Here is a 26038-nt window from a genome sequence, read left to right as displayed (position 1 = left end):
CCTAGCGCACCGCTTCCGTCAACACCCGCCCTTCCGACGCCGACGGCTGGCGTATGCGCAGCAAATGGGCCAGCGTAGGTGCGATATCGACCACTTCCGCATACTGGCCATACGCGCCCGGCTTGATCCAGCGGGGGCCGAAGACCATCAGCGGCACGTTGGTGTCATAGGTATAGGGCGTGCCGTGCGAGGTGCCGCCGCTGCCCTTGCCGAAGTACCAGGCCGGTTTTGTCACCAGCATCAGGTCGCCCGACAGCTGGCGGTTCCAGGCGCGGCGCATCAGGGTGTCCATGCGCGTGGCGACGGCCCCCGTTTCCATCTGCGTGCGCGTATAGACTTGCGCCAGGCCGTCCTGCTGCAGCAGGAAGCGGGCCGCCGCATCTTCCAGGGCAGCGCGATTGACGCCGCTCTTTTCAGCCAGCGCGTAATCGAGATAGATATTCGGCAGCGATGACATCGTCACCAGCTTGTCGATGCCCAGGGTCGTCGCCAGATGCTGGCTCAAGGCATCGACCAGCTTGGCGCCGTCGATGCGCTTGGCCGAGAAACCGCGCGTTTCGGCAAATTCCGGCACGTTGGCAAAGCCATGGTCGGCCGTCAGTACCACCAGCACGTTGTCCATGCCGACTTTTTTATCGAGGTCAAGAAAGAAGCCGGCCAGCATGCGGTCCAGGCGCTGCAGGTGGTCGTGCGACATCTTGCTTTCCGGGCCGTAGGCATGGTTCACGTAGTCGTGCGCGGACAGGCTCACGCCGAGGATATCGGGCACGCCGGCCGGGTTGCGGCCCAGGTTCTCGCCATCGATGGCGGCGCGGGCGAATTCCAGGGTCAATTCATCGAGGAAGGGACTGGACTTCAAGCGGCTGTAGTATTCGCCATCGAGCTTGCCGCTGTCGCTGTAGTAGGCGAACGGGAAGGTGTTGCGCGTGCCCGGCTTGGCTGCCACAAGATCATCGCGGGCGTCGCGCGCATAGGCCGAATCGGCCAGCAGCGGCGTCCAGCTCTTGCCATAGTAACGGTCCTGCGGTTTGGCGGCCTGGTAGCGCTGCACCCATTGCGGATGCTGCTGCATGTAATAGGTGCTGCTGGCGAAATTGCCCGTCTTTTCCATGTACATATAGGCCGTGCCGGTTTTCCCGGCCAGCAGGATGGCGCCGCGGTCCTTGCCCGATACCGTGACGACCTTGGCCTTGTCGCCCGTGGAATAGCGCAGCTCGTCGCCCAGGGTGCTCACGCGCAGTTTCGTCGGCGCCGTGCCGTCGTCGGACTGCGTCTCTTCGCCGATGTAATGGAAATTGCCATCTTCGGTGCAGTACACGGATTTTTTCGTGACGGGGTCGATCCAGTTATTGCCGATCACGCCATGCTGGTACGGGTAGGCGCCCGACAGCACGGCCGAATGGCCGATGGCCGTGACCGTGATGCCATGTGCCTGGTGCGCATCGCTGAACCACGCGCCCTGCTCCAGCAGGCGGCGGAAACCGCCCTGGCCGAACTGGTCGCGGTAGCGCGTCACCTGCTCCTGCGGCAAGCCATCCACTACCAGCACCACTACCAGCTTCGGCTGCGCCGCAGAGGCAACGGCAGGAATCGCCTTGGCCGCATGCGCCTGGCACGCCGCCACGCCAGCCATCAGCAGCAGCGCCTGCGCCAGTTGCCGGGAAAGGGAGAAATGTTTCGTCATATCCGCTCATCAAAAGTTAGGCCACCGGCCAGCATACGCCGACTATATGACACAATAATGACAAGAGGCAACAATATAAAAAAGGCCAGGCTCCGTCGCTGGAACCCGGCCTTTGCCGCAACAGACAATATATCTGACTTACTTGACCGTCACCTTGATGCTTTTGCTTAACTCCGGCCCATACGACTGGTGCGCGCCATTGGCGAACTGCATCGTCAAGGTGTACTGGCCAGGCGGCAAGGTGACGTCCGTTTCCGTTTGTCCTTTGCCGAAATGCAAATGCTTGTCATCCATGGGAATCATGTCGCCCGCCTTCATCGGCCCCATATTAATGAGCAAATGATGGTGGCCCGTCTTGACCGTCATGTCGCCGGCCGGCTTGACGTCCATGCCGCTGACGGCAAACTTGACCTTGAACGGGCTCGTCACTGTCGCGCCATCGACGGGCTCGACGAACGAGACGGATTGCGCAAACGCGCTGGCGGCCATCAGGCTGCCGGCAATCAGGACTGCGGCCTGGCGCAGGAATACGGTGGTCAATTGCATGATGCCTCCTCTTGTTTAATAACAACACGGACTGCATGAAACCATATTCCTGGCGAGCATGGCGCCGGGGAAGAATTATCCTAATGGATAATCCAATGGCACCACGGCGGCCTTGAAAACCGTAGCGAGCAAGCTCAATGTCGGGTTGAGTAACGCAACCGTACTTTAGTACGGTGAGTAACGCCGACCCGAAAGTGAGCTGCGCAGTAGGTTTGCAAGGTCGCCCGACGTTTAATCGTTTTTAATGACGATGCTCGGGAACTTGCTGGTCATGTCCTTCGCCTTTTCCGCCACCTTGATCGCGATGGTGCGGGCGATCTGCTTGTAGATCACGGCGACGGGGCCTTCCGGCTCGGCCACGACGGTCGGCGTGCCCGAATCCGTCTGCTGGCGAATCGCCATGGTCAGCGGCAAGGCGCCGAGGAATTCCACGCCAAAGTCCGCGCACATCTTCGCGCCGCCGCCGGCGCCGAAGATTTCTTCCGCATGGCCGCAGTTCGAGCAGATGTGCGTGCTCATGTTTTCCACCACGCCCAGAATCGGGATGCCGACTTTCTCGAACATTTTCAAACCCTTGCGCGCGTCCAGCAGGGCGATGTCCTGCGGCGTCGTGACGATGACGGCGCCCGTGACGGGCACTTTCTGCGACAGGGTCAACTGGATGTCGCCCGTGCCTGGCGGCATGTCGACGATCAGGTAATCGAGGTCGCGCCAGTTGGTCTGGTCCAGCAACTGCTGCAAGGCTTGCGTAACCATCGGGCCGCGCCACACCATCGGCTCGTCCGGATCGATCATGAAGCCGATCGACGACACTTGCAGGCCGTGGTTTTCCATCGGCTCCATGCTCTTGCCGTCCAGCGTTTTTGGCTGGCCGCTGATGCCCAGCATCATCGGTTGCGACGGGCCATAGATGTCGGCGTCGAGCATGCCGACGGTGGCGCCTTCGGCCGCCAAGGCCAGGGCCAGGTTGACAGCCGTTGTCGATTTACCAACGCCACCCTTGCCGGAAGCGACGGCGATGATGTTTTTCACGTTGCTCATCGGCTTCAAGCCGCGCTGTACCGTGTGCGAAATGATTTTCGACGACACGCCCACGCTGACATTGCCCACGCCCGGCAGCACGCGCAGCGCGGCCAGCACGGATTTGCGGATCAGGTCGATCTGGCTTTTGGCGGGGTAGCCCAGCTCGATGTCGAGGGAAATATCATCGCCATCGACCGTCAGATTCTTGACGGTTTTGCTGGAAACGAAATCTTTATGTGTATTTGGATCAATAACCTGGGCCAGCGCGGCCTTGACGTCTTCTACTGTGATGCTCATGTAAATCTCCGTGTGTACTACATATGTGCAATACGCGCAGTCTAGCGCAAATTTGCATGGCGCGATGGCGGCAAAAGCATCACTTGCCGGCGCTGCATCTGCTCATATTGCCTTTCCGCTGTTAAAATGTCCTATTATCCATCCCAAAAGTGCATCAATCATGACTCGCAAGCTGTTCGTCACCACTGCCCTGCCTTACGCAAACGCCGCTTTTCACATTGGCCACATCATGGAATACATCCAGGCTGATATCTGGGTCCGGTTCCAGCGAATGCAACGCGATGGCGCAGCCGGCCGTGAAGTGCACTTTGTGGGCGCCGACGATACGCATGGCACGCCCATCATGATTGCCGCCGAAAAGGAAGGCATCACGCCGCAGCAATTCGTCGCCAACATCGCTGCCGGCCGCGCCCAGTACCTCGATGGCTTCCATATCGCCTTCGACAACTGGTATTCGACGGATTCGCCGGAAAACGTCGACCTGTCGCAATCGATCTACCGCAAGCTGCGTGATACGGGCCTGATCGTCACGAAAACCGTCGACCGCTTCTTCGACCCGGTCAAGGGCATGTTCCTGGCCGACCGCAACATCAAGGGCGAATGCCCGAAATGCGGCGCCAAGAACCAGTACGGCGACAATTGCGAAGTGTGCGGCGCGGCCTACCAGCCGACCGACCTGGTCAACCCGTTCTCCGTGTTTACCAACGCGACGCCAGTGATGAAGCCGTCGGAACAGTATTTCTTCAAGCTGTCCGACCCGCGCTGCTTCGAATTCCTGAAAAGCTGGCTGAACACGCCAGGCCGCTTGCAGCCAGAAATGGTCAACAAGGTCAGCGAATGGCTGGGCGAAGCCGGTGAAAAGCTGGCCGACTGGGATATCTCGCGCGATGCGCCCTACTTCGGCATCCCGATTCCCGATGCGCCAGGTAAATTCTTCTATGTGTGGATGGATGCGCCCGTCGGTTACCTGGCCAGCCTGAAAAACTATTGCGACAAGAAAGGCCTCGATTTCGACGCCCTCTTGAACGATCCTGCCACGGAACAAATCCACTTCATCGGCAAGGACATCGTCTCCTTCCATTTGCTGTTCTGGCCCGCCATGCTGAAATTTGCCGGCCACCCGGTGATCGACAAACTGAAAGTCAACGTCCACGGCTTCCTGACGGTCAACAACGAAAAGATGTCGAAGTCGCGCGGCACGGGCATTTCGCCGCTGCGCTACCTGGACCTGGGCATGAACCCGGAATGGCTGCGCTACTACATCGCCTTCAAGCTGAACTCAAAAGTGGAAGACCTGGACTTCAACGGCGAAGATTTTGTCGCCCGCGTGAACAGCGACCTGATCGGCAAGTACGTGAACATCGCCAGCCGCTGCGCCGGCTTCATCGCCAAGCGTTTCGACGGCAAGCTGGCGTCGACGCTGTCGGAAGGCGCGCAAAGCTGGATCAACCGCGCACTGACGGTGGACGTCAACGGCGTCATCGTCGAGCGCCAGGCCAGCATCGCTGCGCACTTTGAAAACCGCGAATTCGGCAAGGCCTTGCGCGAAATCATGGAAATCGCCGACATCACCAACCAGTATGTCGATGAAAACAAGCCATGGATCCTGGCCAAGGATGCGGACAAGACGGCCGAGCTGCACGACGTGTGCACCACGGCCCTGATCCTGTTCCGCCAGTTGACGATTTTGCTGTCGCCGGTCCTGCCGGGCGTGGCCAAGAACGTTGCCTCGTTCCTCAACGACGCGGAATTTACCTGGGCCGACACTCAAGTGTTCGGCGACGCCGTCTCGAACAGCATGCTGGGCCGTACCATCGGCGCCTACAGCCACTTGATGACGCGCATGGATGCGAAGATGATCGAAGCGCTGTTTGACGCACCGCAAGCCGCCGCCATCGCGGTACCGGCTGCCGATGCCGCCAACGACGCCGCAGCGCCTGCAGCTGCCGCCGGTGCCGCCATCGAGGAACTGGCGCCCGAGATCAAGATCGACGACTTCCTCAAGGTCGACCTGCGCATCGCGAAAATCGTCAACTGCGAACTGGTCGAAGGCTCCGACAAGCTGCTGCGCCTGACGCTGGATGCGGGCGAAGGCCGTTTGCGCAACGTGTTCTCCGGCATCCGCTCGGCTTACCAGCCGGAAGAACTGGTCGGCAAGCTGACGGTGCTGGTGGCCAACCTGGCGCCGCGCAAGATGAAGTTCGGCATTTCGGAAGGCATGGTCATGGCGGCATCGAGCGCAGATGAGAAGGCCAATCCAGGCATCTACATCCTGAACCCGTGGCCGGGCGCCGAACCTGGCATGCGCATCCGTTAAGCCAGCACAAGGACCGATGATGAATATCGTGGTGCGCGAAGCAACGAATGCCGATGCACAGCTGATGGCCGAGCTGACCCGCGCCGCGTGGGCCGGCAAGGTGGCAGCCTCGTCCAGTGGACACCACGAGACGGCGCAGCAGGTGGAAGAGCAATTGCGCCATGGTGGCGGTTTTCTGTTGCTGATCGACGACATTCCAGCCGGTTCGCTGCGCTGGATGCCGCTCGACAGCGACCCCGCCATCTGGAAGATTTCACGCATGGGCGTGCTGCCCGCCTACCGGGGCAGCCACGTTTCGCAGCATTTGCTGGAAGCCATCATTCATCACGGTCTGTCGTGCCAGGCCGAGGAATTGCGCTTGGCCGTGCGGCGCGACCAGCGCAAGCTGATCGATTTTTATGCGGCCTTTGAATTCGACCTGGCCGAAGAACTGGAATATTCGCACGCCAACCCCGCCGAACCGGCGCCGATGGTGATGCGGCGTTTGCTGCGTTATTGATTTTTAGCAATTTCGCCCCGGACTTGCCGATACAACAACCCGCCAGGCCACACGGCGCGGTAAAATACGGCCGGCTGACCTTACCCATAAGACACTCAGAAGAGAATATGAAACTGCCTGCAAAACACAACAACTACGTATCCGACCATACCTTGTTCATCGCCGAACTGAAGGCCAAGAATCCTGGCATGGAAGCGGGCCAGCAAGCGGGCCGCGCCCTGCTGTGGGACAAGCCGGCCGTCAGCATCGATGAGCAGGAACGCCAGCTGGCGTCGGCCGTCAAGCAACAGGCTTACGTTTACCAGAACAAGAACTAATATCTGGAACCGGCACGATGTTGCCTGAAGAGTCTGCAGTCACGCCGGAAGCCGATGCTTCCGGTGCCGGCGCAGTCATCGAGTCGCCCGAACCTGTCGCTGAAGGCGACGGCAGCGGCGACCCTGCAGCATCTTCAAGCAAGGTAACGGACGCGGCGCCCGCCGCCGACCCGCTGGGCATCGCCCGCCTGTATGGCGAGCCGATGATGCGCATGCCGACGGATTTGTACATTCCGCCGGACGCGCTGGAAATCTTCCTCGAAGCCTTCGAAGGCCCGCTCGACTTGCTGCTCTACCTGATCCGCAAGCAAAACTTCAACATTCTCGATATTCCGATGGCGCAGGTAACCCTGCAATATCTGAAATATGTCGACCAGATCCGCGTGCGCAACCTGGAACTGGCCGCAGAATACTTGTTGATGGCGGCCATGCTGATCGAGATCAAGTCGCGCATGCTCTTGCCTTCGCGCAAGAGCGACGTCGAGGAAGATGGCGGCGACCCCCGTGCCGAACTGGTGCGCCGCCTGCTCGAGTACGAGCAGATCAAGCTGGCCGCCTACGACCTGAATGCCATCCCGCAGTTCGAGCGCGATTTCGTGCGCACGCAGATTTTCATCGAGCAAAGCCTGACGCCCACCTGGCCCGACGTGGAACCGGTGGACTTGCAGCAGGCGTGGCTCGACGTGCTGAAACGCGCCAAACTGACCCAGCATCACCGCATCAGCCGCCAGGAACTGTCCGTGCGCGAGCACATGTCGAGCATCCTGCGCCATTTGCAATCGTCGCGCTTCGTCGAGTTCAGCGAACTGTTCGACATTGCCGGCGGCGTGCCCGTAGTGGTGGTCAACTTCGTGGCCCTGCTGGAACTGGCCAAGGAAACCTTGATCGAAATCACGCAGGCAGAACCGTTTGCACCCATCTACGTCCGGCTGGCCTATTCGCCCGCCTGACCCCTTCCCTTTGTCACTGACCACCGTACAACGGGGTTTTAGCGAAAGCAATCCATGAAAATTATTTCCGACATCGAAGAATTGCGCGACCAGCTCAGCGGACAGCTGCGCACGGCGTTCGTCCCCACCATGGGCAACCTGCACGAAGGCCATCTGTCGCTGATGCGCCTGGCGCGCAAGCATGGCGACCCCGTCGTCGCCTCGATCTTCGTGAACCGCCTGCAATTCGGCCCGAACGAAGACTTCGAAAAATATCCGCGCACCATGGCGGCCGACATCGCCAAGCTGGAAAAGGAAGGCGTGTACGTGCTGTTCGCGCCGACGGAAAAGGAACTGTATCCGGAACCGCAGGAATACCGCGTGCGCCCGCCCGATGACCTGGGCAATACCCTGGAAGGCGAGTTCCGCCCCGGCTTCTTCGAAGGCGTGTGCACGGTCGTCACCAAGCTGTTCTCGTGCGTGGGTCCGCGGGTGGCCGTGTTCGGCAAGAAGGATTACCAGCAACTGATGATCATCCGCAACATGGCGCGCCAGTTCGCGCTGCCGACGGAAATCATTGCCGCGGAAACCTACCGCGCAGACGATGGCCTGGCCTTATCCTCGCGCAATATGTACCTGTCGGAAAGCGAACGCGCGGAAGCGCCGGAACTGTACAAGGGCCTCAACTTCGTCGCGGAGGAAGTGCGCAAGGGCAACCTGGCCGTCGGCGAACTGGAACAGGCGGCCATGCAATTGCTGGACAACCGCGGCTGGAAATCGGACTACATCGCCGTGCGCAAGCGCGCCAACCTGCAAGCGCCAAACGCTGCGGAACTGGCCGCCGGTGAACCGCTGGTGGTGCTGGCCGCCGCCAAGCTGGGGCAAACCAGACTCATCGACAACCTCGAAATATAAGCACTGTCACAACGGGGCCATTCGGCCCCGTTTCTTTTTGGCTATGTCACCGCCAGATGTGGGAATACTCCCAGCGTTGCTTTCAATAACGTTTCTGGTGAACGGATGCGTCCGGCGTCGAGTATCCAGCGCCAGCCCAGGTAATTTGGCAGGTAGCGCGTGGCCACGCCATGAAACGGACCGAGCCATTGTCTCAGGCGGCTGTGATACGCATTGACGTTCTGCACATGCGCGGCGCCCTGCACGCGGATGCCGGCGCGCAAGTTGACGGCCTCGTGGCTGATGCCCGCTTCCCTCGCAAACGCCCGGTAGGCCGCATGGCCATCCGTTACCAGCAGAACATCCTTGTCGATAACGGGCAACAAACATCGGTGCAGCTGCGCCTTCGTCAACGCGCCTTTGCCCGTGACGAAATCAAGGGTCTGGCCCGTGCGGTCGCGCGCCACCAGGATGCAGACTTGCTCATTCGAGATACCGCGTTTAAAGGCATGGCCGCCCCGGCGGCGAGCCGGCCGCGTCATCTGCCTCGATCCCTTTTCCGATTCCAGCACGTAGAGTTCATCGGCCTCGGCGATGCCATGCAGGCCATGCGGCCGGTCCGTCTTCGCCACGCTGAGAAAGCGGTGGCGCCAGCGAAACGTGGTGTTGCGGTGTAATCCCAGCTGCTGAGCGGCCTGGCGCACCGAGGCGGAGTCGAGCAGGCAATCGGCATACGCGATCCATAGCGCCTTGTGACGCAAGCGGGCCAGCGGCGTGCCCGTCAAGGCATTGAAAGTGCGCCCGCAAGGCACGCAGCGGTAGCGCTGCAAGCCGTGCGCATGGCCATGCCGGTGCAGGTGAGGCGAGCGGCAGGCGGGACAGGCCAAGCGCGGCTGCGCCACGCTTTCCAGCAACGCGACGGTCGCGTCTTGCGGTGCGTTGTCACACAGCAGGGCCATGCCTGTCTGCCGCTGGCGTCGGTTCAGGTGAGCAAACTGGGCGATAAAACGGATCCATTCGGCTGGCTGCACGATCTGCTCCCTGTGTGGTAAGTATGCAGAGTCAGACAGCAATGCCAAGGGAAAATTCCGGCAGTTCCCCTATTTATCGATGACAGAGCCTTCTTTTTTACCTCTCCATCCCTACCAGCTTGAGTTCGGCAAACAGCGGTTTGCTGCTGCCGCGGGCCGCTTGCAACATGTCATAACTGGCCGCATCGAGCACGATTTCTTCTCCCGCCCACAGCTTGCGCTGGTTTGCAGGCAGCCTCAGGCTGCGCAGGATGGCCCGCACCTGGGCCGGATCGGCCGCCAGCAAACGGATGGCGTGCGCATGGCGCTGCGTGCCCATGAGTATCGGCAAACCGCCCTCGGGGCCATTCTGGTTCAGGCTGACATAGTCATGGCCGCCCACGCGGTGCAGGTAGGCATGCCTGCCATCAGCATCGGCAGGCTCCTGCATCTCGACAGACGCGACAGGCGCAACGGCGGTTTGTTCAAGGCTCACGCCACAGGCCGTCAACAGGGCCGTGCTCAGGGCAAAAAATAATACGGGTGCTCGGCGCATCGTGCGCTCCTTCTTGTCGGGGTCGGGGACAAAGGTGGAATACTGCAGCGATCATGGGCCACTTTAGTTGAAGTGTAAAGTTAACTTATGGAAATATTTCATTCCTCTTCGTAACTAGTTGTAGTTAGTCGATATTGCGCAAAATCCCACCGTAAAACTGCTCGCCCTGGCGCACGTGGGCGCCGAAATCGAAGCCTTGTTCGCGCATGCGGGCAAAGTCACCTGCACTGATATGCATCACATAACTGTGCTGGTTCACCACCAGCCGCGACGGCAAGGCTGCGCCCTGCACGGCTACGCCGCCATACCATTTGCCGGCCTCGTCATGCAGGGCAGGATAGACCTTGCCGCCCGCTTCCACCTGCCAGCCGCCATCGAGCAAGATCCAGATGGCGCCATCGCCGTCCTTGCTCGCGGCGATGGGCGTTCCCGCCTCGACTTCCCACTCCTGCGCATGGGCGATCACGTCACGCAACTGCGCCGTGTTCAATTGCGTGAAGAAAGGCGTCTTGCGCAGCAGGTGCAGATAGGTGACAGATGCTTGCATGGCAACTGGTGGATGCTTGGCGTTGAAGGAATAGGCGTAGCGGGCCAGCGGCAACAGCAGCGCGCCGGCGGCAAGCAGAACCAGGGACAATCGTTGAAACATGGTGGCCTCCAAGGGAAACCAGCACTGTAGGCGAGTCGGCAAGGCCGATAAAGGGGGCATTCCTGCCTGCACTGTGCCATGCAGGCCAACAATCATTGTTATTTCTGTTTGCACAGTAAAACCATATTAACCATCTTTATCCACAATCAAACAAAGATCACAATGACTGCACTGGCTCGGCATTTCGGGCCTCCCACACGACAGGAGAAGCACCATGAACACAACACCCCATCCCGACAAAGTTGCCATCGTCACGGGCGCCTCGCGCGGCATTGGCGCCGCCATCGCCCGCCGCCTGGCACGCGATGGCATGCAGGTCGTCGTCAATTACGCCAGCGGCAAGGACGCGGCGGACGAACTGGTGGCGGCCATTCTTGCCGACGGCGGTGCCGCCATCGCGGTCAAGGCCAACGTGGCCGATGCGGACGACGTGCAAGCCCTGTTCGATGCGGCCGAAGCGGCCTTCGGCGGTGTCGACGTGCTGGTCAACAACGCCGGCATCATGCCGCCCGTGCTGCCCGCCCTGGCCGACACGGACAATGCCACCTTCGACAGCCTGTTCGCCATCAATGTCAAGGGCAGCTTCAACACCATGCGCCAGGCGGCGACGCGTTTGCGGCACGGCGGCAGCGTGGTCAATTTCTCCAGCAGCGTGATCGGCCTGGCCCTGCCCGGCTACTCCGTCTACGGCGCCACCAAGGCAGCCATCGAGGCGATGACGAATATCTTCGCCAAGGAATTGCGCGGCAAGAACATCACCGTCAATGCCGTCGCCCCCGGCCCCACGGCCACCGCCCTGTTCTTGAACGGCAAGACGGAGGAAATGATAGAACGCATGAGCAAGATGGCACCCCTGCAACGCCTGGGCACGCCGGACGACATCGCCGCCGCTGTGGCCTTCCTGGCTGGCCCGGATGGCCGCTGGGTCAATGGACAGACATTGCGCGCCAATGGCGGCCTGGTATAACACCTGGCTAAACCTGCTGCGCGTCGGTTTTGCCAGGTGTCGTGAATATTCAATCAAATCCTTTACGAGCCATATCATGAAACAAGTCATTTTGATTACCGGCGCCTCGACCGGCATCGGCGCCCTCTCCGCCCGTGCCCTGGCCGCCGCCGGCCACACGGTCTACGCCAGCATGCGCGACACACAGGGCCGCAATGCGCCACGCGTGCAAGAGTTGCGCGATTTCGCCACGGCCCACGGCACCGACCTGCGCGCACTGGAACTGGATGTGCTGTCGCAAATATCGGCCGATGCGGCCATCGCCACCATCCTGGCCGAACAGGGCCGGCTCGACGTCATCATTCACAATGCGGGCGGTCTCGTCACGGGTCCCATGGAAGCGTTTTCACCACAAGAAATCGAACACGTCTTCGACACCAACGTGATCGGCGCCCAGCGGGTCAACAAGGCCGTCCTGCCCGCCATGCGGGCGCACGGCAGCGGCTTGCTGCTGTGGGTCAGCAGTACCACCACGCGCGGCGGCTTTCCGCCGTTCATGGGGCCATACGCTGCCGCCAAGGCGGCCATGGATTCGATTGCCGTCACCATGTCGTATGAATTGACGCGCTTTGGCATCGAAACGTCCATCGTCACGCCCGGCGCCTTCACGCGCGGCACGGCGCACTTCCCGAACGCGGGCAAGCCGGCCGATCTCGCCACCAGCGCCGCGTACGCGCGCTATGACGGCTTGATGGACCAGGTGGGCGCGCGCCTGTCGGCGCTGACGCCAATCGGTGCCGACCCGCAGGCCGTGGCCGACGAAATCGTGCGCGTGGTGGGCCTGCCCGCCGGCCAGCGCCCATTTCGCACGGTGATCGATTTTATCGGCGACGGCGCGCGCGAAGTATCGGCAATCGCCGAACAGGTGCGCATCGACTTTGCACGGCGCATCGGCATCGACGATTTGCTGTCCATCCACGCCGCAGCCTGAAGCAAGGGGTGAAAAAAAACGCTGCCAGTTCGCACTGGCAGCGTTTTTTCTTGAACCGACTCAAGCCGTGATCAGGCGCCGGCTTTTTCCAGCTTCTCGAAAATCTTGTTCAGCTTTTCATCGAGAGTCGCGGCCGTGAACGGCTTGACGACATAACCGCTGGCGCCAGCCTGGGCGGCGGCGATGATGTTTTCTTTTTTCGCTTCGGCGGTAACCATCAGCACAGGCAGCTTGGCCAGTGCGGGATCGGCGCGGATATGCTGCAGCATCGTCAGGCCATCCATGTTTGGCATGTTCCAGTCCGACACGACGAAATCATACGATTCCGCGCGCAGCTTGGCCAGGCCCATCACGCCGTCTTCCGCCTCATCGACGTTGGCATAACCCAGTTCCTTCAACAGATTCCGGACAATGCGGCGCATCGTCGAAAAATCGTCAACGACTAAAAATTTCATCTTTGGATCAGCCATGAATAACTCCGTTGTTTCTGTAGCGGTTTGTTAATAATATCGACATGAATGCCGACATTATGGTCGACACTACGGCAGCAAGTTGTAGGATAGCATTTTCGTTGCTTTTAGGCGAACAAACTTGCCTCAGATCATATAAAACGTGGCTTACACGCGCAAAGCACGCATGCCATGCGCAGCCAGGTGTCCCAGCACCATGCCAGGCAACGCCGTCAGAGCGCCAACCTCATGCGTGGCACCGACGGCGATCGCCTCGCGCGGCATGCCGAACACCACGCAACTGGCTTCATCCTGCGCAAAATTATACGCTCCTGCGGCCTTCATCTCCAACATGCCTTGCGCGCCATCCTTGCCCATGCCGGTGAGGATCACGCCGACGGCATTCTTACCGGCAGATTGCGCGGCCGAACGGAACAGCACATCGACGGACGGGCGGTGGCGGTTAACCGGCTCGCCCTGGTCGATCTTGGTCATGTAGTTGGCGCCGCTGCGCGTCAGGGTCAGGTGCGAATGGCCGGGCGCGATGTAGGCGTGACCGGGCAGCACCCGTTCGCCGCCCGCCGCTTCCTGCACCGAGATCTTGCACAGCGAATCGAGGCGTCGCGCGAACGAACGCGTAAAGCCTTCCGGCATGTGCTGCGTGATCAGGATACCGGGGCAATCGGACGGCATCTGCATGAGGAATTCGCGGATCGCTTCCGTGCCGCCCGTCGAGGCGCCCACGATGATCAGCTTTTCGCTCGACGTCAAAGGGCTGCGCAGCGCAGGCAGCGGCGCGGCCACCTTGTCGCTGGCCGACGGCAGGGTGCGCGCGCGGATGCGTGCCTTCGAAGCGGCGCGGATCTTGTCGGCGATCATGTCCGTGTACTCGCGCATGCCGCTCTGGATGGAAATCTTCGGCTTGGTGACGAAATCGACGGCGCCCAGTTCCAGCGCGCGCATGGTGATTTCCGAACCACGCTCGGTCAGCGACGACACCATCAATACCGGCATCGGGCGCAAGCGCATCAGTTTTTCCAGGAAATCGAGGCCATCCATCTTCGGCATCTCGACGTCGAGGGTCAGCACGTCGGGGTTGGTCTGCTTGATCATCTCGCGCGCCACCAGCGGATCGGGCGCCGCGCCCACCACTTCCATGTCGGGCTGGCTGTTCACGATTTCCGTCATGACGCTGCGGATCAACGCCGAGTCATCCACGATCAAAACCTTGATCTTCATATTCTTCCTTCCAGGCCTTGCGGCCCTTATTCTTTATTAAATTAGTACACCGGACAGACCGCCGCAAGCCGCACAGCACGACGCGCAGCAGGTTTGCTCTGGTGCTTATCAGAACAGCTCGACCTCGCCACCCACCGGCGCGACTTTCAAGCGGCTGGCGTAATCGAGTTCGCGGCGCACCAGCGTATCGTTATGCGTCTGCATCAGCTTTTTCACCAGCACCTTGCCGCTGCGGGGGAAGAAATACACCTTGCGCGGGTGGATGTCGTTGAGGTCTTCCGCCACCACGCGCATCTTTTCCGCCTTCAGGTAATTGATGACGAAAGCCGCATTGCGTTCGCCCACGTTGATCGCCGTGAAGCCGCGCAGCACGGCGCCGCCGCCGAACACTTTCGCTTCCATGTTCTCGCGCCGCGCACCCGCCTTCAGCAAATCGTTGATCAGGATTTCCATGGCGTAGGTGCCATAGCGCATCGACGCGGAAATCGGGCTATTCGGGTCGCTGCCGCCATCGGGCAGCATGAAGTGGTTCATGCCGCCCAGGCCCGTGACGCGGTCGCGGATGCAGGCCGAGACACAGGAGCCGAGCACGGTGACGATCAGCATGTCCTTGTTGGTAAAGTAGTACTCACCAGGCAAGATCTTGGCGGCGTCACAATTGAACGTCCTGTCGTAATAGACGTTAGTGGCGAATTGCTCTTTGGATTCCAGGCTCATATTTCACTCTCATGTACGATGCGACGATGCCTTGGGCGCGGCGCCCCGAGGCTGATCGAGCTCATAGACTGTTTTACCGCGCAGCTTCAATGAATCCGACACGTACAGAAAATTCTCCGAATGGCCCGCAAACAGCAAGGCATCCGGCTTCATCAAGGGCACAAAGCGCGACAGGATCTTGCGCTGCGTCGCCTTGTCAAAATAAATCATCACGTTACGGCAAAAGATGACGTCGAACTGGCCCGTCAATGGCCAGCTGTCGGCCAGCAGGTTGAGCGGCTTGAAAGTGATCATCTGGCGCAGCTCCGGGCGCACCCGCACCTGTCCTTCGCGATCGCCCTTGCCGCGCAAGAAAAAGCGCCGCGCACGGTCGGCCGGCATCTTGTCGAGCCGGTCCAGGTTGTAGACGCCATTGGCGGCCGTGGCCAGCACGTTCGTGTCGATGTCCGTGGCGATGATGGTGACCGGCGGCGTGAGCGTATTGAACGCCTCGCACACCGTCATGGCGATCGAATACGGCTCCTCGCCGGTGGAACTGGCCGAACACCAGATGGTGATCGGCCCGCTCAGTTTTTTCACATGCTCGGCCAGCAGCGGGAAATGATGCGCCTCGCGGAAGAACGACGTCAGGTTGGTCGTCAGCGCATTCGTGAACGCTTCCCACTCGTCGCCCATGCGGCCCGCTTCCAGGTCGTCCAGGTAGCGGACGAACGAGGAGATGCCGGTCGCGCGCAGGCGCCGCGCCAGGCGGCTGTAGACCATCTCCTGCTTGCTGTCGGCCAGCGCGATGCCGGCCCGCTTGTAAATCATGGCGCGGACCCTTTCGAAGTCCTTGCCGGTGAAATCAAATTCCTTGACCGAATCCGTTTTAGTTTGCGGCATTTTGTTTTTACCTCTCTATGACTACTCTGACCAATGCCTTTGCAAGTATAACTAGCGGGACCGGGTTGGCGTCAGAACTCTTCCCAATCGTCGCCGCCGGCCGCCGCCAGCTTTTTCGCGGGCGGTGGCGTGCCGGCTTGCGCCGTCTTTGCCAACCGCCGTGTCGTTGCCGCCACACTCGGCGCCGGCCGTGCCGCCGCCTTGACTACTGGCGCGGGTACGGGCATGGCCGCCGGCGCCGCGCTCTCGCCATCGAGCTTGAAGATGCTGACGGCATCGGCCAGTTTCTGCGCCTGGTCCTGCATGCTTTCGGCCGCCGCTGCCGCTTCCTCGACCAGCGCCGCGTTCTGCTGCGTCATCTGGTCCATCTGCGCGATGGCCTGGTTCACTTCCTCGATGCCATGGCTCTGTTCCTGCGTTGCCGCCGTGATTTCGCCCATGATGTCGGCCACCTGCCGGATCGACGTGACGATCAGGCCCATGGTCTGCCCCGCCTCGTCCACCAGGCGGCTGCCGGCATCGACCTTGTCGACCGAGTCGCCGATCAGGCCCTTGATCTCTTTCGCTGCGCCAGCGGAGCGTTGCGCCAGATTGCGCACTTCCGACGCCACCACCGCAAAACCGCGTCCCTGCTCGCCTGCGCGCGCCGCCTCGACGGCCGCATTCAAGGCCAGGATATTCGTCTGGAACGCGATGCCGTCGATGACGCCGATAATATCGACGATCTTGCGCGAACTGTCCTTGATGGAGCCCATGGTATCGACCACTTGCGCCACCACCTTGCCGCCCTGCTCCGCCACCGAGGACGCCGACACGGCCAACTGGTTGGCCTGGCGCGCGTTGTCCGCGTTCTGCTTCACGGTCGACGTCAGTTCTTCCATCGACGATGCCGTCTCTTCGAGCGAACTGGCCTGCGTTTCCGTGCGCGCCGACAGGTCCGCATTGCCGCTGGCGATCTCGCGCGACGCCACGGTAATCGTGTCCGTCCCATTGCGCACGTCGCTGACCGTCTGCACCAGGCTCTCGTTCATGTCCTTGAGCGCCTGCTGCAAGGCGCTCGTTTCATCCTTGCCTTCGACTACCACGCGCGACGTCAGCTCGCCGGCCGCCACTTTCTGCGCCACGGCCAGGGCGCCCGACAGCGGCACCGTGATCGAGCGCGTGATGAAGATGGCGCACCAGGCGCCGATCGCCACCGCCGCGCCGCCCAGGATGAACAATACCGTCATCAGGCGCGCATCGGCCGCCAGCGAGTCGTCCATGAAGCTTTGCTGCGCCACATGCTGCAAGTCGAGCAGCTTGTTGATATCGGCCAGGGTCTTCTTGTTCAAGGGGTCGATGCGGGTGGCAATCACCTTCGCCGCACCCTCGCTGTTAAACGCCAGCACCTGCCCCATCGCTTCCTTGAAGGCCGCATCGACATCGCCGTCGACCTTGGCGATATTGGCCAGCAGCGCCTTCTCGCCCTCGGACAGGCCCAGGCTGGCCAGCTTGCCGCGCGCGCCGTCGTACAGCTTGCGCTGCTCGCGCACCTTGCCCTCCTCCACCTGCATCAGGCCCACATCGCCCTGCAGGCCGATATTGCGCATGGCGATACCGGTTTCCAGCATCGCGCTTTTCATCAGCGACGCCTGCGTATTCTTTTCGCTTGCCAGTTCCAGGCCTGTGAGCAACTGGGCCTTGTTACGGTAATTCAGTGCATTCGCCGAAACGATCACTACCACCAGGATGGCGAGGATGCTGCCAAAACCTATCCCCAGCCGGGTGCCTATCTTGAAATCGCGCAAACTCATTACAGTCTCCAATATTTATGTGAACGGCGCCCGTTCAACCGGACGGCGCCGTGTTGTGGCCTGGTCTCTGACGGACCTTGCAGCCTGCCGGCGCGCCTCTGCCCGCGCCGGTACATGCATATCTGTAGTGATTCTTTGCGTGCCAAAACGGCGGCGCACCGGGCGCCGCCTTGCTGCCGCTTACGCCGCCAGCTTGTCGATCAGGCCCATCTCGCTGCTCGACATCAGCTTGTCGATGTCGACCAGGATCAGCATGCGCTCGTCGATGGTGCCCAGGCCGATCATGTAGTCGGTCGAGAAGGCGGTGCCCATTTCCGGCGCCGGCTTGACCTGCTCCGGCGTCAGGGTGGTGACGTCGGAAACGCTGTCGACCACCATGCCGACGATGCGGCCGCCGATGTTCAGGATGATCACCACCGTGAACTGGTCGTACACGGGCGTGCCCAGGTTGAACTTGATGCGCATGTCGACCACGGGGATGATGATGCCGCGCAGGTTGATCACGCCCTTGATGAATTCAGGCGCATTGGCGATGCGGGTAACCGCTTCGTAACCGCGGATTTCCTGGACTTTCAGGATATCGATGCCGTACTCTTCGGAGCCCAGGGTAAAGGCCAGGAATTCACGGCCGGCGATGTCCTTGCCGTCGCCCGCATTGCTTCCGGATGTTTGTTGAGTATCTGACATGGTGCGTTTTCCTATCTTTATCTATCGGTATTACGAAAAAATGGACTCGTCGGCCAGCTGGCGAGAGGAACGGATCAGGGCGGCGACATCGAGAATCAGCGACACGCCGCCATCGCCTAGGATGGTGGCGCCGGAAATGCCCACCACCTTGCGGTAATTCGATTCGAGGTTTTTCACCACGACTTGCTGCTGTCCCACCAGGTCGTCGACAAACAGGGCCGCCTTGCGCCCTTCCGTCTCGAGGATCACGCAGATGCCTTCCGAGGGACTGGTAAAGCGCGGCGCGATGTCGAACATCTGGTACAGCGGGATCAAAGGCAGGTATTCGCCGCGCACTTTCACCACCTGCCCCTTGCCACTGATGTCCTTGATATCCTCAACGGCTGGCTGCAGGGATTCGATGACAAAGCCCAGCGGTAAAATATACACTTCGTCGCCGACGCGGATCGACATGCCATCGAGGATGGCCAGGGTCAGCGGCAGCGAGATCGAAATCGTCGTGCCGAAGCCCTTGGCCGAACGGATGTCGACGACGCCGCCCATGGCGCTGATATTGCGCTTGACGACATCCATGCCCACGCCGCGGCCCGACACGTCGGTGACCGCTTCGGCGGTGGAAAAACCGGGCGCGAAAATCAGCTGCCACACGTCGGCGTCGCTCATCGTCTCGGACACGTCCAGGCCCTGCTGCGCGGCCTTGGCCAGGATACGCTCGCGGTTCAATCCAGCGCCATCATCGGATACTTCGATGATGATGTTGCCGCCCTGGTGGCTGGCCGAGAGGAACAAGCGGCCAGCTTCGGTCTTGCCGGCGGCCACGCGGGCAGCCGGCATTTCCACGCCATGGTCGATGCTGTTGCGCACCAGGTGCGTAAGCGGATCGACGATGCGCTCGATGAGGCCCTTGTCCAGTTCCGTGGCGGCGCCATTCGTGATGAAGTCGACCTTCTTGCCCAGTTTCGTCGCCAGGTCGCGCACCATGCGCGGGAAGCGCGAAAAGACGAAATCCATCGGCATCATGCGGATCGACATCACCGCTTCCTGCAAGTCGCGCGTGTTGCGCGTCAGATGGCTGACGCTGTCGAGCAGTTTTTCATGCAGCATCGGGTCGAGCGCGCTGGCGCGCTGCTCGATCATCGCCTGCGTGATCACCAGTTCGCCCACCAGGTTGATCAGCTGGTCGACTTTCTCGATCGAGACGCGGATCGACGACGACTCGGCGCCGGCCTTGTCGCCCTCTTTCTTGGCCGGTTTCTTTTCCTGCTCCGCTTCGGCCACGGCGCTGGCCACGGCCGGCGCAGCGGCAGCGCTGGCGTTGCCCGCCCTGACCGCGTCAGCGCGAATCTGTTCGAGCGGCTGGAAGAAGCCGTAGCCCTGTTCGGTATCGTTCTGCACGCCGGCGGCGGCGCGGATGTCCTCGAGCGGCTGGAAGAAGCCATAGCCGGGATCCGCCGCGCCCTGCGCGCCCGGCGTGCCTGGCAGCGGGTCGAAGAAACCGTAACCTTGCGCTTTTTCCTGCGCCGCGCGGGCCGCTTCGGCTTCGCCTGGCGCCAGTGGCGGCGCCTGCGTGATCACCATGTCGTCCGGATTGAGCACGAACGAGCAGATGGCCAGGATATCGTCCAGGCTTTCATGCGTCGTCACTTCCAGTACCTTGCGCGCATCGGGCAAGGCGGACACGACGACGTCACCGAGCAAGCCCAGTTCGGCCGCCAGCGCCTCGACTTCGCGCGGCTCCATGGCAGGCAGCTCCAGGCGGATGCGATGGCCGCCGGCATGGCTGACGGCGGCCTTTTCCGCCGTATGGAAGGCTGGCGCGACGGGTGTAAGCGCGGCCACGGGCACGTCCTGCGAGAACGACTGCAGCATCATGCGCACATTGGCCACGGCATCCTGATCGACGGCGCTGCCCAGACGATGGCCGTCGAGCTGCATCTTGAGGATATCCTTGGCCGCCAAAAAGGCGTCGACGTGTTCCGCCGTCAGGGCCATCTGGCCCTGGCGGATGCGGTCGAGCAGCGACTCGAGAATGTGCGTCACCTCGCTCATGTCGGAGAGGCCGAACGTCGATGCGCCGCCCTTGATCGAATGGGCGGTGCGGAAAATGGCATTCAGGTCTTCGGCGTCGGGCGCCGCAATATCAACGGCCAGCAGCAGCCGTTCTTTTTCAGCCAGCAGTTCTTCGGCCTCATCGAAAAAGACCTGAAAAAACTGGCTAATATCGATGGTCATAGGGTGACTCCGTCAATTGCATCGTTGTGCTGCGCGGCTGGCATCAGCCGATCACCTTCTTGACCACTTCGATCAGGCGTTGCGGATCGAACGGCTTGACCAGCCAGCCATTGGCGCCGGCGGCACGTCCCTTCGATTTCATCTCGTCCGACGACTCCGTCGTCAGCATCAGGATGGGCACCTTCTGGTAGGTCGGCAGCTCGCGCAGCAGCTTGATCAGCTCCAGGCCATCCATGCGCGGCATGTTCTGGTCCGTCAAGACCAGGTCCACGGTTTGCAGCTTGGCTTTTTCCAGTCCGTCCTGGCCGTCGACGGCCTCCACCACCTGGTAACCGGCGGCTTTCAGGCTGAACGCCACCATCTGGCGCAATGAGCTGGAATCGTCCACTGCAAGTATCGTTTTGGCCATCTTTGCTCCCACTTATTCCGGGCATCCTGCCCGAGTATTTGATTAATCAATCCATGCAACCACAAGCGTTCCACACTGGCATGCTAGAACAGCTCGATGTCGCCACTTTCCAAATGCTGTTGACTGACAGCCTTGCGCAGCACGCTGCGCAACTCCAGGCTTTGAATCGCCAGCGCCATGCTGACTCGCCCCAGCAAGGCGACAATTTCTTCATTGTCGCTCTCCGGCAACATCTCCGCGCCATGCTCGCCCAAGGTCCCGAGGAACTCGCGCAAGCCCGTCACGCGCTTCAAGGTGCGCTCGATCAGCTGGCTGGTCATGTCCTGGAACTGCAGGCTGGTGATGGCGGCATTCACGTAGCCCCCCACCTCCTCCTGCAACGCCAGCAGTTTTTCGCGCTGCTGCTCGGCCGGAATACCGCCGTCGAGCAGCAGGGCGATGGTGTCTTGCTGCGCAGCGACGGCTGCGTGTATCGCCATGAAATTGAAGGACAGCTTCTCGATCGCCTCTTCCAGCAAGATGCCGGTCTGCACCAGGTCGGTTTCCACCTCCGTCAAGTGCTTGCGGCCATGGTCCGACACGCCAGACAGCAGGCGCTTTACATGCGAGCCAAGTATTTTCTTTCTTGTCATAAAGGTCTCATTGTTTCAATACACCACGCGTCGACAGCCTTGCGTGTTATTTTTTCGCCGCTACCGGGCTGGGGGCTGGCGCCGCCGCGGGCGGCGCACCGGCCGCCAGCCCTGAAGCGACTGCGGCGGAAGCGGCATCGGTCACCGGCAGCTCGATCGCCGAACCATCGCGCAGGACATTTTCTTCCGTGCGTTTGTTCATGACGATGATGCTGATGCGCCGGTTGATCGGATTGAAGGGGTCGAGCTTGTCCAGGTGGGCGGCCGAACCCAGTCCCACCACGCGCAATACTTTCTCTTCCTTCATGCCGCCAATCACCAGTTCGCGCCGCGACGCATTCGCGCGGTCGGCCGAGAGTTCCCAGTTGCTGTAGCCGGCATCGCTCATGTAGGGCGTCGAATCCGTATGCCCGGACAGGCCGATGCGGTTCGGCACTTCATTGAGGACCGAGCCGATGGCGTGCAGGATTTCCTTGGTGTACGGTTGCAGATTCGCATTGGCCAGCGCAAACATCGGACGGTTCTGCTCGTCGACGATCTGGATGCGCAAGCCTTCGCTGGTGATATCGAGCAGCAACTGGTTCTTGTATTTTTTCAGCAGGGGATTGGCGTCGATGGTCGCTTCGATGCGCGCCTTGAGCGCCTGCAGGCGCTTGCCTTCCTCGCGTTCGAGCGCGGCCTTGGCGGAATTGAGGTCGAACGACTTGCGCTGCTGCTCTTCCTGCGCCTTGCGCACTTGTCCATCCTGGCGCGACAAGTCCTGCCCGCCGCCCTGGATCACGGAATTGCTCTCGCCGCTGCCGGAACCGCCCGCCATCGCCACTTTCAGGGGTGTCTTGAAGAATTCGGAAATGCCGTTCAAGTCGCCCTTCGAGGTGGAACCCAGCAGCCACATCAGCAGGAAGAAGGCCATCATGGCCGTGACAAAGTCGGCGTAGGCGATTTTCCACGCCCCGCCATGGTGTCCGCCAGCCGTCTTCTTGATACGCTTGACGATAATCGGGCGCATGCCTTCATCGGCCATGGCGTCCCCCTTCCGTGTGCTGCAAATGACTCATGGTGTCCAGGCGTATATTCACTGCTTACTTCGTTTTCGATTTCTTGATGTGGTCTTCCAGCTCATTGAACGTCGGGCGCTCGGTCGAGAACAGCACCTTGCGGCCGAACTCCACGGCCAGCGCCGGCGCATAGCCGTTCAGGCTGGCCAGCAGGGTGACTTTCACGCATTGGAACATCTTGCTCGACTCTTCCAGCTTCTGTTCCAGCAGGCTGGCCAGCGGGCCGACGAAACCATACGCCAGCAAGATGCCGAGGAAGGTACCGACCAGCGCGTGCGCGATCAGCATGCCCAGCTCGGCCGGCGGAATGCCCACCGATTCCATCGTGTGCACCACGCCCATGACGGCGGCGACGATACCGAAAGCGGGCAAGCCATCGCCCACCTTGGCGATCACGTGGGCCGGCACGGCGCCTTCGTGATGGTGCGTCTCGATTTCGTTGTCCATCAGGTTTTCGATCTGGAACGCATCCATGTTGCCCGATACCATCAAGCGCAGGTAATCGGTCATGAATTCAACGATGTGGTGGTCGGCCAGCACGGCCGGATACTTGGAAAACAGCGGACTTTCCTCGGGCTTGTCGATATCGCCTTCGATCGACATCAAGCCTTCCTTGCGCACCTTGCTGAGCACTTCGAACAGCAGCGACATCAGTTCCATGTACAGCTCTTTGGTATAGCGCGAACCCTTGAACAGGCTGGGCAAGGCGGCGATCGTCGCCTTGATGGCCTTGTTATTGTTACCAACAAGGAAGGCGCCCAGGGCGGCGCCGCCGATCATCAGCAACTCCAGCGGCTGGAACAGCGCCGCCAGATGGCCGCCGGCCAGCGCGAAGCCGCCAAAGACCGAGGCGCAGACGATGATGTATCCGATTATGACTAACAAGTGCCCTGACTCCCAATAATGGCCGCGGCTGTGTGCCCGGCATGTTCAAACCTGTTCCTGTCTTCTGGCGGCTGCGCCGCCGGCAAAGACAGCGGCAAAAAAAGCAACCGGAAGTTAATTGAAATGCGCTGCTTTTCAATGCAAATCCGAGAAAATGCCGTGTGGAACTACAATAACGTGAGATTGCCCTACGGGCAAGCAAATAACGCAGACAATTGCTTAAAAGCACCATATGTAAAGTAAAGGGCCACCCTCTGTGGCGGCGATGGTCTTATCGGGCGCGCGTGCCGCGATCTGGAATTCGTAACTAAGAAGCATGCTACCGGGCAACATTTCCCTTTCCGCCTTGCGCCACAGGGCCGCCATCGCCGCCGGCGACAGGTAGGCAAAGACGGCATCGTAGCGGCCGAAATCGAGCGCCTCGTAGTCGCCACGCAGGAAGCGCGCGCGGCTGCCCGCCAGCCCCGCGCGCACGCGGCTTGCCAGCCACGGCAGCGGCGCCAGCTCGATGCCGGAAAACTGCCCGTCGGGCCGGCGCCGCGCCAGGTCCAGCACCAGGCCGCCCAGGCCGCTGCCGATATCGACCAGCCGCACGCCGGGACGGTCCGCGATGAGCTCGGCCACCGCCTGCCATACCTTCGGCCCCGACGGATAAAACGGCACTTGCGTACGGAACGTCGACCAGTACAAACTCAGCAGGAAAACAAAGGCCGCCAGGAACACGGCCGGCGGCAGATCGAGCAGACTGGCCGCCAGCAAGGCAGGCGCGAACAGCAGGCTGATGGCGCACCACCAGCGCGCCAGTCCCGCGCGCCACGTGATGAGCGCCGCCAGCACGCCCTGCACCAGCGCCACGGCCGGCAACGACATCGCCACGCCGGCACGCGCCAGGCCATATACCAATAGCAACATCAAGGGAAAGGCCAGCACCTGGATCAGGATGGCCTTGAGCGCGGGCGCGCGCAGGATTTGTTGCAGCATGGGACAGTCAACGGAAGAAAACGCCAGTGTAAGCGAAAGCACCATGAAAAAACCGGAGTCCGGTCTGGCGACCGCTCCGGTTTTCACTGAGGCTATTATTGGGACAATATCAGGCGGTGACGCTCGGCGGCGCGACAGCGGCCGCTTCATCGCGCGCCTTCTTGGTCTTGCCGGCACGCGAAGGCATGTGGCACAGGCCGCAGACATAATCGGCGTTCAGGTCGAGGCAGTTGACGACAAACTTGCCGCCGCACTTGCCGCAAGGGGCCATGTCCAGCATCTTGCTGCTGAAAAAGCGCACCAGGGTCCAGGCCCGCGTCAGCGACAGCAGGGGCTCTTCACCCGCTTCGGGTGGCATCTGTTCCAGATACAGCTTATACGCCTTCATTACGGCTTCGATGCCCGTGGCGCCGGCGTGGTCAACGAGGAATTTGTGGATATTGATGAACAGCGAGGAATGGATATTCGGTTGCCAGGTGATGAACCAGTCGGTGGAAAACGGCAGCATGCCCTTGGGCGGCGAGACGCCCTTCAATTCCTTGTACAGATTCAGCAGGCGTTCGCGCGACAGCGAGACTTCGGTCTCCAGCAGTTGCAAACGGGCGCCCAGCTGTATCAATTCGATGGCCAACTGGATTTCCTGCGCTTCCGATACGACACTTTTCTTGGCCATGCTGCTTGCTCCGCGACTGACGAGTACTAATTTAAAAGCTTAAGCGATTTCTTCGACGCCTTGGCCGGCCATCAGGATAGCCGCGTGCGATTGTGCCAGCGAGCGGTCTTTATTGTAGTTCGTCAACATGCCCAGGATGGCGCTGTCGTCGAAGCGGAAGCGGGCCAGCATCATGTTGCCGCCAGCCAGTTTCAGGATCTGCGCATTGCTCATGCCTTCGATCAATTCCGCGATTTCGGCGGCAATGCCCAAACGGAAGATGGCCGTTACCTTGTCCGCACGAATCATTTGCTGGGCCAGCATCAGGTAGCTCAGGTTAGCGTCGCGAATCTCAGCCATCATGTCGTTAGCAGTCATTTCCATCTCCTCAATCCGTTGAATTCAGCTGGCGTTGTGTGTTGCCAGTGAGATACATTCTGCAGGAGCAACATTAAACGCAACAGAGGCGTAGCGCTGTATTTTTGGTCGGGGAATAGCGGATGGGATCGTAGGTGTTTGTCTGACAAACACTGCTCGATCATGCTCGCACGCCAGCAATGGCGCGGATGTGGGAGGTTGGCTCTGTGTCGGATTTAGCCGACTTTTGGCCTGTAAAAAATATCACTTTTTTACAACAACTTGATAAGAATCAAGTCTATCTACCTAGATAACGGCTGCCCTGGCAGGAACTTTAGGGCTTTTTTGAAAAATATTTAAAATGCCCGCATTCTTTTTCCGTCGGTTTGACACCGTTCATGTAATCG

The 26038-nt window shown here is 60.7% G+C and carries 27 protein-coding genes; 7 read left to right on the top strand and 20 right to left on the bottom strand.

Annotated elements, in window-relative coordinates; all coding sequences use genetic code 11:
* Nucleotide 1: 1 nt before the first annotated feature.
* The 3 genes from SJI03_RS18055 to apbC all read right to left on the bottom strand — a co-directional run bounded on the left by SJI03_RS18055 (nt 2) and on the right by apbC (nt 3550).
* A complete protein-coding gene (locus tag SJI03_RS18055; protein WP_322428101.1) occupies nt 2-1684 on the bottom strand; it encodes an alkaline phosphatase family protein in 1683 nt (560 codons plus the stop codon).
* Between the two features lie 138 nt (nt 1685-1822).
* Nucleotides 1823-2230 carry a DUF4399 domain-containing protein gene (locus SJI03_RS18050; protein WP_322428100.1) on the bottom strand — a complete coding sequence of 136 codons (408 nt, stop codon included), beginning with the start codon at nt 2228-2230 and terminating at the stop codon, nt 1823-1825.
* 231 nt (nt 2231-2461) lie between these two features.
* Nucleotides 2462-3550: an iron-sulfur cluster carrier protein ApbC gene (gene apbC, locus SJI03_RS18045; RefSeq protein ID WP_322428099.1), complete on the bottom strand. Its 1089-nt coding sequence runs from the start codon at nt 3548-3550 to the stop codon at nt 2462-2464.
* 160 nt (nt 3551-3710) lie between these two features.
* Between apbC and metG the strand changes: the two genes are divergently transcribed.
* The 5 genes from metG (at nt 3711) to panC (ending at nt 8527) form a co-directional block, all read left to right on the top strand.
* Nucleotides 3711-5867, top strand: coding sequence for a methionine--tRNA ligase (gene metG, locus SJI03_RS18040; RefSeq protein ID WP_322428098.1), 2157 nt, complete (start codon nt 3711-3713; stop codon nt 5865-5867).
* Between the two features lie 19 nt (nt 5868-5886).
* On the top strand, nt 5887-6366 hold the full coding sequence (locus tag SJI03_RS18035; protein WP_034778216.1) for a GNAT family N-acetyltransferase: 480 nt from the start codon (nt 5887-5889) through the stop codon (nt 6364-6366).
* Between the two features lie 107 nt (nt 6367-6473).
* Nucleotides 6474-6683 (top strand): DUF3460 family protein, encoded by a 210-nt coding sequence (locus SJI03_RS18030; RefSeq protein WP_034778041.1) that lies wholly within the window; start codon nt 6474-6476, stop codon nt 6681-6683.
* Between the two features lie 17 nt (nt 6684-6700).
* Nucleotides 6701-7633, top strand: a complete 933-nt coding sequence (locus tag SJI03_RS18025) for a ScpA family protein (RefSeq protein WP_322428097.1) — start codon at nt 6701-6703, stop codon at nt 7631-7633.
* A 54-nt stretch (nt 7634-7687) separates the two neighbouring features.
* The gene (gene panC, locus SJI03_RS18020; protein ID WP_099380687.1) at nt 7688-8527 is read left to right on the top strand and encodes a pantoate--beta-alanine ligase; all 840 of its coding nucleotides are present in this window, start codon (nt 7688-7690) and stop codon (nt 8525-8527) included.
* A 41-nt stretch (nt 8528-8568) separates the two neighbouring features.
* Here the strand turns inward: panC and SJI03_RS18015 are convergent, their stop codons facing one another.
* The 3 genes from SJI03_RS18015 to SJI03_RS18005 all read right to left on the bottom strand — a co-directional run bounded on the left by SJI03_RS18015 (nt 8569) and on the right by SJI03_RS18005 (nt 10721).
* On the bottom strand, nt 8569-9537 hold the full coding sequence (locus SJI03_RS18015) for an IS1595 family transposase (protein ID WP_322428096.1): 969 nt from the start codon (nt 9535-9537) through the stop codon (nt 8569-8571).
* Nucleotides 9538-9634: 97 nt separating this feature from the next.
* Nucleotides 9635-10072 carry a hypothetical protein gene (locus SJI03_RS18010; protein ID WP_322428095.1) on the bottom strand — a complete coding sequence of 146 codons (438 nt, stop codon included), beginning with the start codon at nt 10070-10072 and terminating at the stop codon, nt 9635-9637.
* Nucleotides 10073-10196: 124 nt separating this feature from the next.
* Nucleotides 10197-10721, bottom strand: coding sequence for a hypothetical protein (locus tag SJI03_RS18005; protein ID WP_322428094.1), 525 nt, complete (start codon nt 10719-10721; stop codon nt 10197-10199).
* Between the two features lie 214 nt (nt 10722-10935).
* On the opposite strand from SJI03_RS18005, the gene SJI03_RS18000 reads away from it, so the two are divergent.
* The gene (locus SJI03_RS18000; protein WP_322428093.1) at nt 10936-11688 is read left to right on the top strand and encodes an SDR family oxidoreductase; all 753 of its coding nucleotides are present in this window, start codon (nt 10936-10938) and stop codon (nt 11686-11688) included.
* Between the two features lie 76 nt (nt 11689-11764).
* Nucleotides 11765-12658, top strand: coding sequence for an SDR family NAD(P)-dependent oxidoreductase (locus SJI03_RS17995; protein ID WP_099380624.1), 894 nt, complete (start codon nt 11765-11767; stop codon nt 12656-12658).
* 71 nt (nt 12659-12729) lie between these two features.
* On the opposite strand, the gene cheY is transcribed toward SJI03_RS17995, so the two are convergent.
* From cheY to flhD, 14 genes are all read right to left on the bottom strand, one after another.
* Nucleotides 12730-13128 carry a chemotaxis response regulator CheY gene (gene cheY, locus SJI03_RS17990; protein ID WP_010396677.1) on the bottom strand — a complete coding sequence of 133 codons (399 nt, stop codon included), beginning with the start codon at nt 13126-13128 and terminating at the stop codon, nt 12730-12732.
* A 147-nt stretch (nt 13129-13275) separates the two neighbouring features.
* Nucleotides 13276-14346, bottom strand: coding sequence for a protein-glutamate methylesterase/protein-glutamine glutaminase (locus SJI03_RS17985; RefSeq protein WP_034778028.1), 1071 nt, complete (start codon nt 14344-14346; stop codon nt 13276-13278).
* 108 nt (nt 14347-14454) lie between these two features.
* A complete protein-coding gene (gene cheD / locus SJI03_RS17980; protein WP_034758343.1) occupies nt 14455-15063 on the bottom strand; it encodes a chemoreceptor glutamine deamidase CheD in 609 nt (202 codons plus the stop codon).
* A gap of 9 nt (nt 15064-15072) precedes the next feature.
* The gene (locus tag SJI03_RS17975; protein WP_034778025.1) at nt 15073-15945 is read right to left on the bottom strand and encodes a CheR family methyltransferase; all 873 of its coding nucleotides are present in this window, start codon (nt 15943-15945) and stop codon (nt 15073-15075) included.
* Between the two features lie 71 nt (nt 15946-16016).
* On the bottom strand, nt 16017-17738 hold the full coding sequence (locus tag SJI03_RS17970; protein WP_099380617.1) for a methyl-accepting chemotaxis protein: 1722 nt from the start codon (nt 17736-17738) through the stop codon (nt 16017-16019).
* Nucleotides 17739-17918: 180 nt separating this feature from the next.
* Nucleotides 17919-18425, bottom strand: a complete 507-nt coding sequence (locus SJI03_RS17965; protein WP_034758356.1) for a chemotaxis protein CheW — start codon at nt 18423-18425, stop codon at nt 17919-17921.
* Between the two features lie 30 nt (nt 18426-18455).
* On the bottom strand, nt 18456-20657 hold the full coding sequence (gene cheA / locus SJI03_RS17960; protein WP_322428092.1) for a chemotaxis protein CheA: 2202 nt from the start codon (nt 20655-20657) through the stop codon (nt 18456-18458).
* A 43-nt stretch (nt 20658-20700) separates the two neighbouring features.
* Complete coding sequence (locus SJI03_RS17955) at nt 20701-21066, bottom strand: response regulator (protein ID WP_034758362.1); 366 nt, start codon at nt 21064-21066, stop codon at nt 20701-20703.
* Between the two features lie 83 nt (nt 21067-21149).
* Complete coding sequence (locus SJI03_RS17950) at nt 21150-21698, bottom strand: chemotaxis protein (protein WP_099380615.1); 549 nt, start codon at nt 21696-21698, stop codon at nt 21150-21152.
* Nucleotides 21699-21744: 46 nt separating this feature from the next.
* The gene (gene motB / locus SJI03_RS17945) at nt 21745-22722 is read right to left on the bottom strand and encodes a flagellar motor protein MotB (protein ID WP_099380614.1); all 978 of its coding nucleotides are present in this window, start codon (nt 22720-22722) and stop codon (nt 21745-21747) included.
* 58 nt (nt 22723-22780) lie between these two features.
* Nucleotides 22781-23641, bottom strand: coding sequence for a flagellar motor stator protein MotA (gene motA / locus SJI03_RS17940; RefSeq protein ID WP_077401985.1), 861 nt, complete (start codon nt 23639-23641; stop codon nt 22781-22783).
* Between the two features lie 219 nt (nt 23642-23860).
* Nucleotides 23861-24622: a class I SAM-dependent methyltransferase gene (locus SJI03_RS17935; RefSeq protein WP_322428091.1), complete on the bottom strand. Its 762-nt coding sequence runs from the start codon at nt 24620-24622 to the stop codon at nt 23861-23863.
* Between the two features lie 109 nt (nt 24623-24731).
* Nucleotides 24732-25295: a flagellar transcriptional regulator FlhC gene (gene flhC / locus SJI03_RS17930; RefSeq protein WP_077401979.1), complete on the bottom strand. Its 564-nt coding sequence runs from the start codon at nt 25293-25295 to the stop codon at nt 24732-24734.
* A gap of 39 nt (nt 25296-25334) precedes the next feature.
* Complete coding sequence (gene flhD, locus SJI03_RS17925; RefSeq protein ID WP_034758381.1) at nt 25335-25652, bottom strand: flagellar transcriptional regulator FlhD; 318 nt, start codon at nt 25650-25652, stop codon at nt 25335-25337.
* Nucleotides 25653-26038 lie beyond the last annotated feature (386 nt).

Origin of the sequence: Janthinobacterium sp. GMG1 (assembly GCF_034427795.1) — a bacterium.
GTDB lineage: Bacteria > Pseudomonadota > Gammaproteobacteria > Burkholderiales > Burkholderiaceae_D > Janthinobacterium.
Note: the sequence above shows the minus strand (reverse complement) of the source record. Positions and strands in the feature narration are given on the sequence as shown.

Coding starts and splice junctions, on each gene's coding strand:
- SJI03_RS17955 (WP_034758362.1), bottom strand. CDS start 21,066: ATGGCCAAAACGATACTTGCAGTGGACGATTCCAGCTCATTGCGCCAG.
- SJI03_RS18035 (WP_034778216.1), top strand. CDS start 5,887: ATGAATATCGTGGTGCGCGAAGCAACGAATGCCGATGCACAGCTGATG.
- SJI03_RS18025 (WP_322428097.1), top strand. CDS start 6,701: ATGTTGCCTGAAGAGTCTGCAGTCACGCCGGAAGCCGATGCTTCCGGT.
- SJI03_RS17985 (WP_034778028.1), bottom strand. CDS start 14,346: ATGAAGATCAAGGTTTTGATCGTGGATGACTCGGCGTTGATCCGCAGC.
- SJI03_RS17975 (WP_034778025.1), bottom strand. CDS start 15,945: ATGCCGCAAACTAAAACGGATTCGGTCAAGGAATTTGATTTCACCGGC.
- apbC (WP_322428099.1), bottom strand. CDS start 3,550: ATGAGCATCACAGTAGAAGACGTCAAGGCCGCGCTGGCCCAGGTTATT.
- SJI03_RS17950 (WP_099380615.1), bottom strand. CDS start 21,698: ATGACAAGAAAGAAAATACTTGGCTCGCATGTAAAGCGCCTGCTGTCT.
- flhC (WP_077401979.1), bottom strand. CDS start 25,295: ATGGCCAAGAAAAGTGTCGTATCGGAAGCGCAGGAAATCCAGTTGGCC.
- SJI03_RS18055 (WP_322428101.1), bottom strand. CDS start 1,684: ATGACGAAACATTTCTCCCTTTCCCGGCAACTGGCGCAGGCGCTGCTG.
- flhD (WP_034758381.1), bottom strand. CDS start 25,652: ATGACTGCTAACGACATGATGGCTGAGATTCGCGACGCTAACCTGAGC.
- SJI03_RS18005 (WP_322428094.1), bottom strand. CDS start 10,721: ATGTTTCAACGATTGTCCCTGGTTCTGCTTGCCGCCGGCGCGCTGCTG.
- SJI03_RS17970 (WP_099380617.1), bottom strand. CDS start 17,738: ATGAGTTTGCGCGATTTCAAGATAGGCACCCGGCTGGGGATAGGTTTT.
- metG (WP_322428098.1), top strand. CDS start 3,711: ATGACTCGCAAGCTGTTCGTCACCACTGCCCTGCCTTACGCAAACGCC.
- SJI03_RS17995 (WP_099380624.1), top strand. CDS start 11,765: ATGAAACAAGTCATTTTGATTACCGGCGCCTCGACCGGCATCGGCGCC.
- SJI03_RS17935 (WP_322428091.1), bottom strand. CDS start 24,622: ATGCTGCAACAAATCCTGCGCGCGCCCGCGCTCAAGGCCATCCTGATC.
- motB (WP_099380614.1), bottom strand. CDS start 22,722: ATGGCCGATGAAGGCATGCGCCCGATTATCGTCAAGCGTATCAAGAAG.
- cheY (WP_010396677.1), bottom strand. CDS start 13,128: ATGGCTGATCCAAAGATGAAATTTTTAGTCGTTGACGATTTTTCGACG.
- SJI03_RS18030 (WP_034778041.1), top strand. CDS start 6,474: ATGAAACTGCCTGCAAAACACAACAACTACGTATCCGACCATACCTTG.
- SJI03_RS17965 (WP_034758356.1), bottom strand. CDS start 18,425: ATGTCAGATACTCAACAAACATCCGGAAGCAATGCGGGCGACGGCAAG.
- SJI03_RS18050 (WP_322428100.1), bottom strand. CDS start 2,230: ATGCAATTGACCACCGTATTCCTGCGCCAGGCCGCAGTCCTGATTGCC.
- SJI03_RS18000 (WP_322428093.1), top strand. CDS start 10,936: ATGAACACAACACCCCATCCCGACAAAGTTGCCATCGTCACGGGCGCC.
- SJI03_RS18010 (WP_322428095.1), bottom strand. CDS start 10,072: ATGCGCCGAGCACCCGTATTATTTTTTGCCCTGAGCACGGCCCTGTTG.
- cheA (WP_322428092.1), bottom strand. CDS start 20,657: ATGACCATCGATATTAGCCAGTTTTTTCAGGTCTTTTTCGATGAGGCC.
- panC (WP_099380687.1), top strand. CDS start 7,688: ATGAAAATTATTTCCGACATCGAAGAATTGCGCGACCAGCTCAGCGGA.
- cheD (WP_034758343.1), bottom strand. CDS start 15,063: ATGAGCCTGGAATCCAAAGAGCAATTCGCCACTAACGTCTATTACGAC.